Here is a 7,654-nt window from a genome sequence, read left to right on the forward strand (position 1 = left end):
GAAACACTTGATCATTTAACCATAAATAGACTATTATTTAAACATAACCTGTATATTTTTTTGGTTAGGTAATTATTTGAGTAGCACGCTAATAAAGCAATCGTTTTTATTGCCAAATATCGATAGCATCCATCGACGCAATTTCCTCGGCCCCAAAAATTCAAATCTATCCTTAATTGAAAAATTATTAGGATTACACTTGTCTATACGAAATAATCGTCTCATTGTCATAGCCAGCAATAATCAGCAGGCTCATCAAGCCCACGATGTCGTTCATCAAATGATGACCCTTTCCTCTGAACCCATTACCCCGAGTACTATTGAAAGTATTATATACCAGGAGACACCTTTGCAAACGCTTTCCAAAAATTCGCGTCGAACGCGCAAGTTCATCACCCCCAAAAATCACAATCAAGCGGCCTATATCGCTAGCATGAAAACAAAGGCTATCACGTTTGCTGTTGGCCCAGCGGGCACTGGAAAAACCTATTTGGCGGTTAACCAAGCAGTTGAATCCTTTGAAAAGGGAGAAGTCCAACGACTAATATTTGTCCGCCCTGCTGTTGAAGCCGGTGAGAAACTTGGCTTTTTACCCGGTGATTTAGTGGAAAAAGTGTTACCCTATTTACGCCCCATCTACGATTCCCTCTATGAAATGCTTGGTTTTCAAGAAACGCAAAAGTTGATACAAAATGACATTATCGAGGTCTTGCCCCTTGCGTTTATGCGCGGCCGCACGCTCAATGAAGCCTTCATCATTCTGGATGAAGCACAAAATGCAACCGTACTTCAAATGAAAATGTTTCTCACGAGAATGGGATTTTCTTCACGGGTCGTTATCACGGGCGATACCACGCAAACCGACTTACCGAAAGGCACCCAATCCGGATTAACGCATGCTGTTCACATATTTAAAGACATTGACGATATTGCTATCCATCACTTTGACCGTGCCGATGTTGTTCGCCATCCCTTGATCACGCAAATCATCGAGCGCTACGAGCAAGATGAGGAAAATAAATAATGTCTGTTGATATCCAAAATGAGAATCAGTTATTGATACCAATTCCTCAAGCTGACATTATCCAATGGGTTGGTCTGACTTTAAGCCGCTTACAACAAAGCGGCGATATTTGTATTTGCTTTGTTGATGAAACACAGATGTCTGAACTAAATGGCCAATACCGAAATAAGCCGACGCCAACGAATATCCTCTCATTTCCAAGCGAACTGCCTAAAGATATTCAACAAGAATTAAATATTCTCGGCGATATGGTTATCTGCCCTGCCGTGTTGGCTGACGAAGCGGTTCAACTTAATAAACCGTTACGCGATCATTGGGCCCATATTTGCGTCCATGGCGTTTTACATTTATTAGGGTATGATCATATTGAGGAAAAGGACGAAAAGGTCATGCAAATGCAAGAAATTTCAATTCTGGCCCAACTCAACATCCCTAACCCTTACAGTGAAACAGAAGGAGCAAAACTTGAGCACTGAAGAAGATAGCCCGTCATGGTTTTCTAGATTAAGACAGTTTTTAACCAGTGAACCACAAAATCGAGATGAACTCATCAGCCTACTAAGAGATGCCCGGGAACGAGAACTCATCGATAATGAAACCTTAAACATGACTGAAGGCGTCATACAATTTGCCCAGCTTCGCGTGCGGGACATCATGGTTCCCAAAACACAAATGGTTTCAATTCCTCATCAAGCCAGCCTTGCACAAGTGATTGATATCATAACCGAAAGTGGTCATTCCCGATTCCCTGTCTATAGCGAAGATAAAGAGCGCATTGAGGGGATCTTGCATGCCAAAGACTTACTGCGCTATCAAAATCCAAGCAATACCGAAGAATTTGACATCGACGATATCATACGCAGCTCAACATTTGTCCCTGAAAGTAAGCGGCTTGACCTGTTGTTAAGTGAATTTCGCTCCCACCGAAATCATATGGCCATTGTTGTCGATGAATACGGTGAGGTCAGTGGTTTTGTGACCATTGAAGATATCATCGAACAAATTATTGGTGATATTGAAGATGAATTTGACATTGAAGAAGAAGACAACATAAAAGTTCATCGCAATCAACAATACATTATCAAAGGACATACCCCAATCGAGGATGTCAACGAAATATTACATACCCAGTTTGATGATTCCGATTATGACACCATTGGTGGCGTTATATTAAATCGGTTTGGCTATTTACCCAAGCAAGGGGAAAGCATTGACATTGACGGCTGGCAGTTTAAAGTAATAAATGCAGATGCGAGAAGAATTAAGCTTTTATCCTGTATCCATAACCGTAATGAATCAACTTTGTGAGCACCATAATTATGCAAAACACCATTTTGCTTATTGATGACGACACGGAATTAACCGATTTAATTGTCGAGTTTTTAGAACCAGAAGGCTTTCAAATTCACGTCGAACATGAAGGAGAATCGGCAGTCAAACGAGCCATCAATCAGTCCTATGATGCCATCGTTTTGGATGTCATGCTTCCCAAACTCAATGGTTTTGAAGTCCTAAAAGCAATTCGTGAACATTCATCAACGCCTGTTTTAATGTTGACTGCACGAGGCGATAATATTGATAAAATTGTTGGTCTAGAAATCGGTGCCGATGACTATCTCGCAAAGCCATGTAACCCTCGAGAGCTCGTCGCGCGCTTAAAAGCCATATTACGCCGTGTACAAAAACTACCCTCTCAACGACCTATCTTAGAATCCCATGATGTGTATATGGATTGCAGTAAACGCTCGGTCACGTTTAAAGGTAATCCGATGGAATTGACCAACGCGGAATTTAATATACTCGAGATGCTATTAAAATCACCCGGCCAAGCTTTTTCAAAGGAAGAATTGACGGAATATGCGCTTAATCGTAAATACACTGCCTATGACCGAAGCATCGATGTGCATATATCAAATCTTCGCAATAAATTAGGCGATAACCGACAAGGAGAGCCTCTCATCAAAACCGTACGTGGCTACGGGTATATGTTTAATGCGTAGTTTATATTGGAAAATATTCCTATCTTTTTGGTTAGCAACCATCGTTATCATTTTGATAACGACGTGGGTTATCTCCATCGTCACCCATAAATCATCCCTGCATGCTCATGAACAAATATTTATGGATAGTTATGCCACAGCTGCAGTGAGTACTTATGAGACTGGCAATGTCTCTACGCTGAAAAAATGGCTTGAAAAAACAGGTAAACAAAAAGGCATGCATTTTTATTTGCTCAGCTCCAAACAAGGCGTGCTAGGTGACGATAACCCGCCTGAATCTGTTAAGACCATCGCTAAAAACCTCATTGATGAAGAGCTTGATGAGGGCTTATTCAAATTTCATAATCTGATCATCAGTCATGAATTGGTAGCAACCTCAGGTGCCATTTATCGATTAGCTGCCATTACCAACAAACCAATATATCCCTTAAGTCACCTTCCCTGGGGAAGTCTTGTTTTAAGGGTGCTACTGGGCGTTTTTATCAGCGGTTTAATATGTTATTTACTCTCCTATTACCTCACTCAGCCATTGAGGCTTTTAGGACAAGCAGCTAAATCCATTGGTCGTGGTGAATTATCAACCCGCGTTGGACGATTTAAAGGTCACAGTCGAGATGAAATAGCTCAACTAAGCCAAGATTTTGATCGGATGGCAGAACAGATAGAAGCCATTATGCATTCGAAGGAACGTCTTTTATCTGACATATCCCATGAATTACGCTCCCCTCTTGCCCGTTTACAAGTTGCCATTGAACTTGCCCGCAAAAATAGCCAAAACACGACTCAATTGGACAGAATGGAAAAGGAGTGCCACCGTCTTAATCACTTAATTGGTGAGATTCTAGAATATGCTCGATTAGAAAACTCAACTGAGGAACATCCCTATCAAGCCGTCGATTTAACGGATTTGCTCACCCATTTAGTAGACGATGCACATTTTGAAGCACAGCATCGGCAAATCACCATTCATTTTGACTACAATCAAGCGGTTGCTGTGGATGCCGATAAACGATTGCTGCATCGAGCAATTGAAAATATTCTGCGTAACGCCCTTCGTTACTCTCCCGACCAAGGGCATATATGGCTAACACAACACCTAAATCACGAGGATAATACGGTCACAATCACCGTATTGGATCAAGGACCTGGGGTACCCGAAACAGAGTTAGAAAAGATTGCCGATCCCTTTTATCGTGTCGATATATCACGTGAAAAGAAAACCGGGGGTTATGGTCTTGGGTTAAGCATCGCCATGGAGGCCATCCGCTTGCATCATGGGCAACTTCATTTTAACAACCACCCTGGAAAAGGATTACAGGTTAGTATCATCCTTCCTATGACACAGCGTTAAACGATCACCGATATAAAAAGCAGTGGTAAAAATCTATCCTTTTTCTAAAAAAACACTTATGATAGAAAAAAATAAAGATACATGATGTTGCTATGGACAAAGACTATGAAGTTCTAGAAAAATCGAGTGGTCTGTTATTCACAGTTGGGGCTTTCTTCTCCAAGCTTCAATATGTTCCTATGACAGTAGTCCGAGTGGGAAGTAACGTCACTGCTTTATTAATGTATTTAGCAGGATATGTTTTATGGATAGCCGCATGTCAAAAATACCCCGATGAAAAAGGCGTCAATCATCATTGGTACACATTCGCAGAATTTAAAGCGCAATTCACTGCTTCAGCCATTATTGGCAGCATTGCCATGGGTTGTTCGCTTCTTGCAATCATCAACCCAACTGCATTCGTAATCTCAGCTTGGTTAATGGTTGTCAGCAACTTTTTGTGGGTGGTTGGTGAAGGCAATAAAATGGAAAATCCCCCACACTATCGCCAGTTACCGGACACCAAGCATCAACAAACGAATTTCAATTATACAACCATTGTCTTTACCATCAGCGTGGTGACTGCATTGTCGGTCACAGGCGTCATATTTTTCCCAGCTGCAGCTGTCTACATTGTCAGCTTAGCTTCCATTCTAACCACTGGCCTGTCCCTTTGGTCGTTTGAACATCTTTTAGAAAATTGGTTTTCCACCCCTAAAAACTCAGACATTAAAGAGGAAAGCAATATTCCAGAAGTGAATCCAGCGCTTGCAAAAATGCAACCGGATAAGACGCCAAAAAATGAGAATTCGTATACCCCTCATTCAGAATTGGCGCGCCGTCCAACCCCCAATCAGCTACCTATCCTATCATCGACAACAGGAACCGACAGTATGACAGCCAACCCAACCGCCAATTTTTGTTGTTGATAGGAAACGAGGCGGCTGTCCAAGCAAGTGTCCGTTTACAAGCGATTTAAATAATCCTATTATGATAGCCTTCCGATCACCATAAGGATTTTTCTTGGCGGTTTTAGCCTTTTCCCTCACGCTTTTTTGCAGTGCCTTCTTATTGTTTGTCATTCAACCAATGGTGGCTAAAGCATTACTACCTGTCTATGGTGGAAGCCCGGGGGTGTGGACAATTTGCGTGCTATTTTTTCAGTTAACTCTTTGGCTAGCCTACGGCTATAGTTGGTTAATTTCACGGATCAAACGACCTTTTCTATGGCGAGGGCTCCATTTAGTGCTTATTGCAGTTAGTTTTAGCGCCATTCCTGTGCTCATGGAATATTTAAGCCCAAACCAAAACCCAGAACAGGCCATTCTTTTAAGCTTAATCAAACAATTACTATTGCCACTCCTCATCATCGCCTCTTCCGCCCCCTTGATTCAATATGCCTATAGCCAAACGTCGCTTAAGCAAGCCTCTGATCCTTATTTTTTATACATCGCAAGTAACTCAGGTAGTATACTTGCCTTGCTCTTATACCCATGGATCATTGAACGATATAGTTATTTAGGCACGCAATTTATTGGTTGGAATGTTGGATACATCCTCTATTTTGTCCTACTGAGTATCTGTTTGTTTGCTTTTCCAAAACAGCAAACAACGAAAATTGCCACTAACCCAAATAGCGCTATTGCTTGGAAAAAACCGCTTTACTGGGTGGTACTATCATTCATACCTTGCAGCTTAATGCTCGGTGTAACGTTCTATGTTTCCTCAGAAATTGCCGTCACACCTTTGTTATGGAGTATTCCACTCGCGCTTTATCTATTATCTTTTATTCTAACATTTCATTCGAAGTCATGGGTAAAACACGTAAATCTTCATCGCTATTTAATATTGGCTGCTTTCTTTCCTTTAATCGTGATATTGGGTGGACCCATTATTTTTAAGGGTTGGCAATTAATCCTCTTTCATTATCTGTCCTTTTTTACCATCGCAATTTATTGCCACAACTTGCTCTACCAAAATCGTCCACCCACTCATCAATTAACGTTATTTTATTTTTGTCTCGCAAGTGGAGGCCTCTTAGCTGGACTATTTAATGGCTTATTCGCAGCACATTTTTTTTCTGATACGTATGAATACCCTCTTGTATTAATTCTAATGTTCGCCTTTATCAACCTCAAAGCAAAACGGTATGACTGGCTCTGCCTAATCATGGTGGCTTTGTTCTTTACATTGAGTTATATAGCAAGAAGTTATTATGATTATCAATGGGTTAGCAACCATCGATTAACCAGTTTAATACTCTTAGCAAGTCTATTTATATGGCAACCGAGACGGTTATATATGATCCTTTGCTTACTGATGATTACCCTGTTTAGCTTAACCAACCCAACCCATGGCAACCTGACCTTAGCGAAAAAGCGTAATTTTTTTGGCGTGAAATCCGTCGTTCAGTCTGGGGATATGCATATTTTATTTAATCATACCACGGTGCATGGGTTCGAGGTGATGTCTTTAAACAAGCAAAATGGACAGCAATCCTATTATGGTGTTTTAGCACCTATTATTCACCTTTATCATCAACAGTATGGGCCAATTAATGCTTCAATCATTGGTTTAGGGACGGGTATGATGACTTGTCAATTTGATAAAGATGATCAATTGACGTTATTTGAAATTGACCCACAAGTCCTCACGCTTGCAAAAAATACTCATTACTTCACCTTTCTTCGCGACTGCGCCAAAGATGCACGCATCGTTCTAGGGGACGGTCGCTTAAAAATCAAACAACTTCAGCCATTTAACCAGGACATGATTCTATTAGATGCGTTCAGTTCTGATGCTATCCCTACGCATTTATTAACGTTAGAGGCGATTCAACAGTACCTATCAATGTTATCCAAACATGGCATACTTTTAGTCCACATTAGTAACCGACACCTCAATCTTCTTCCTGTGCTCTCTGCAATCGGGCGTCGTTTAGATTTGATTGTTTTACATCAACAGCATCCAGGAGATATTAAACAATATCAGTTATCATCCGAATGGGTATTATTAACCAGCAATGAATCGTTTGCTCAACAACTCCTCAGTGCACCCCATTGGCGTTTTGTGGCCTCTCCGGGACATGTTTTATGGCAAGACAATTTCTCTAGCGTTATTTCTGTTTTGAAATAATATTTATAATCGTAGCCCGCATACAGTGAAGCGCTGAGTGATCCTGATATATTTTTGTTCAATAAGAAAAATTGCCAAAACCAAAGAGAACCCCCTCGCCCGCGAGAAGATTTATTGTGATATTATGTTGTTCCTCGCGGGAGAGGGTTGGGGCTAAGTAATCCA

At 41.1% G+C, this 7,654-nt stretch carries 7 protein-coding genes; all 7 read left to right on the forward strand.

Annotated elements, in window-relative coordinates:
• Positions 1–76 precede the first annotated feature (76 nt).
• The 7 genes from AB3348_RS09045 (at position 77) to AB3348_RS09075 (ending at position 7,489) form a co-directional block, all read left to right on the forward strand.
• Positions 77–1,024, forward strand: a complete 948-nt coding sequence (locus tag AB3348_RS09045; RefSeq protein WP_367607270.1) for a PhoH family protein — start codon at positions 77–79, stop codon at positions 1,022–1,024.
• Entirely contained in the window at positions 1,024–1,500 is a 477-nt protein-coding gene (gene ybeY / locus AB3348_RS09050) for an rRNA maturation RNase YbeY (RefSeq protein WP_367607271.1), read from the forward strand. The genes AB3348_RS09045 and ybeY overlap by 1 nt, the downstream gene beginning before the upstream one ends.
• Entirely contained in the window at positions 1,490–2,332 is an 843-nt protein-coding gene (locus AB3348_RS09055; RefSeq protein ID WP_367607272.1) for an HlyC/CorC family transporter, read from the forward strand. The genes ybeY and AB3348_RS09055 overlap by 11 nt, the downstream gene beginning before the upstream one ends.
• Positions 2,333–2,343: 11 nt before the next feature.
• Positions 2,344–3,024, forward strand: a complete 681-nt coding sequence (gene cpxR, locus AB3348_RS09060; protein ID WP_367607289.1) for a two-component system response regulator CpxR — start codon at positions 2,344–2,346, stop codon at positions 3,022–3,024.
• On the forward strand, positions 3,017–4,375 hold the full coding sequence (locus tag AB3348_RS09065; RefSeq protein ID WP_367607273.1) for a sensor histidine kinase: 1,359 nt from the start codon (positions 3,017–3,019) through the stop codon (positions 4,373–4,375). Before cpxR ends, AB3348_RS09065 begins: the two co-directional genes overlap by 8 nt.
• Positions 4,376–4,467: 92 nt before the next feature.
• Positions 4,468–5,283 carry a hypothetical protein gene (locus AB3348_RS09070; RefSeq protein ID WP_367607274.1) on the forward strand — a complete coding sequence of 272 codons (816 nt, stop codon included), beginning with the start codon at positions 4,468–4,470 and terminating at the stop codon, positions 5,281–5,283.
• Between the two features lie 94 nt (positions 5,284–5,377).
• Complete coding sequence (locus AB3348_RS09075) at positions 5,378–7,489, forward strand: spermidine synthase (protein WP_367607275.1); 2,112 nt, start codon at positions 5,378–5,380, stop codon at positions 7,487–7,489.
• Positions 7,490–7,654: the final 165 nt, after the last annotated feature.

The organism is Legionella sp. W05-934-2, from assembly GCF_964199965.1.
Classification (GTDB): Bacteria; Pseudomonadota; Gammaproteobacteria; order Legionellales; family Legionellaceae; genus JAFIFT01.

Excerpts from the sequence above, each read along its gene's own strand:
- ybeY (WP_367607271.1), top strand. The coding sequence starts at position 1,024 with ATGTCTGTTGATATCCAAAATGAGAATCAGTTATTGATACCAATTCCT.
- cpxR (WP_367607289.1), top strand. The coding sequence starts at position 2,344 with ATGCAAAACACCATTTTGCTTATTGATGACGACACGGAATTAACCGAT.
- AB3348_RS09065 (WP_367607273.1), top strand. The coding sequence starts at position 3,017 with ATGCGTAGTTTATATTGGAAAATATTCCTATCTTTTTGGTTAGCAACC.
- AB3348_RS09070 (WP_367607274.1), top strand. The coding sequence starts at position 4,468 with ATGGACAAAGACTATGAAGTTCTAGAAAAATCGAGTGGTCTGTTATTC.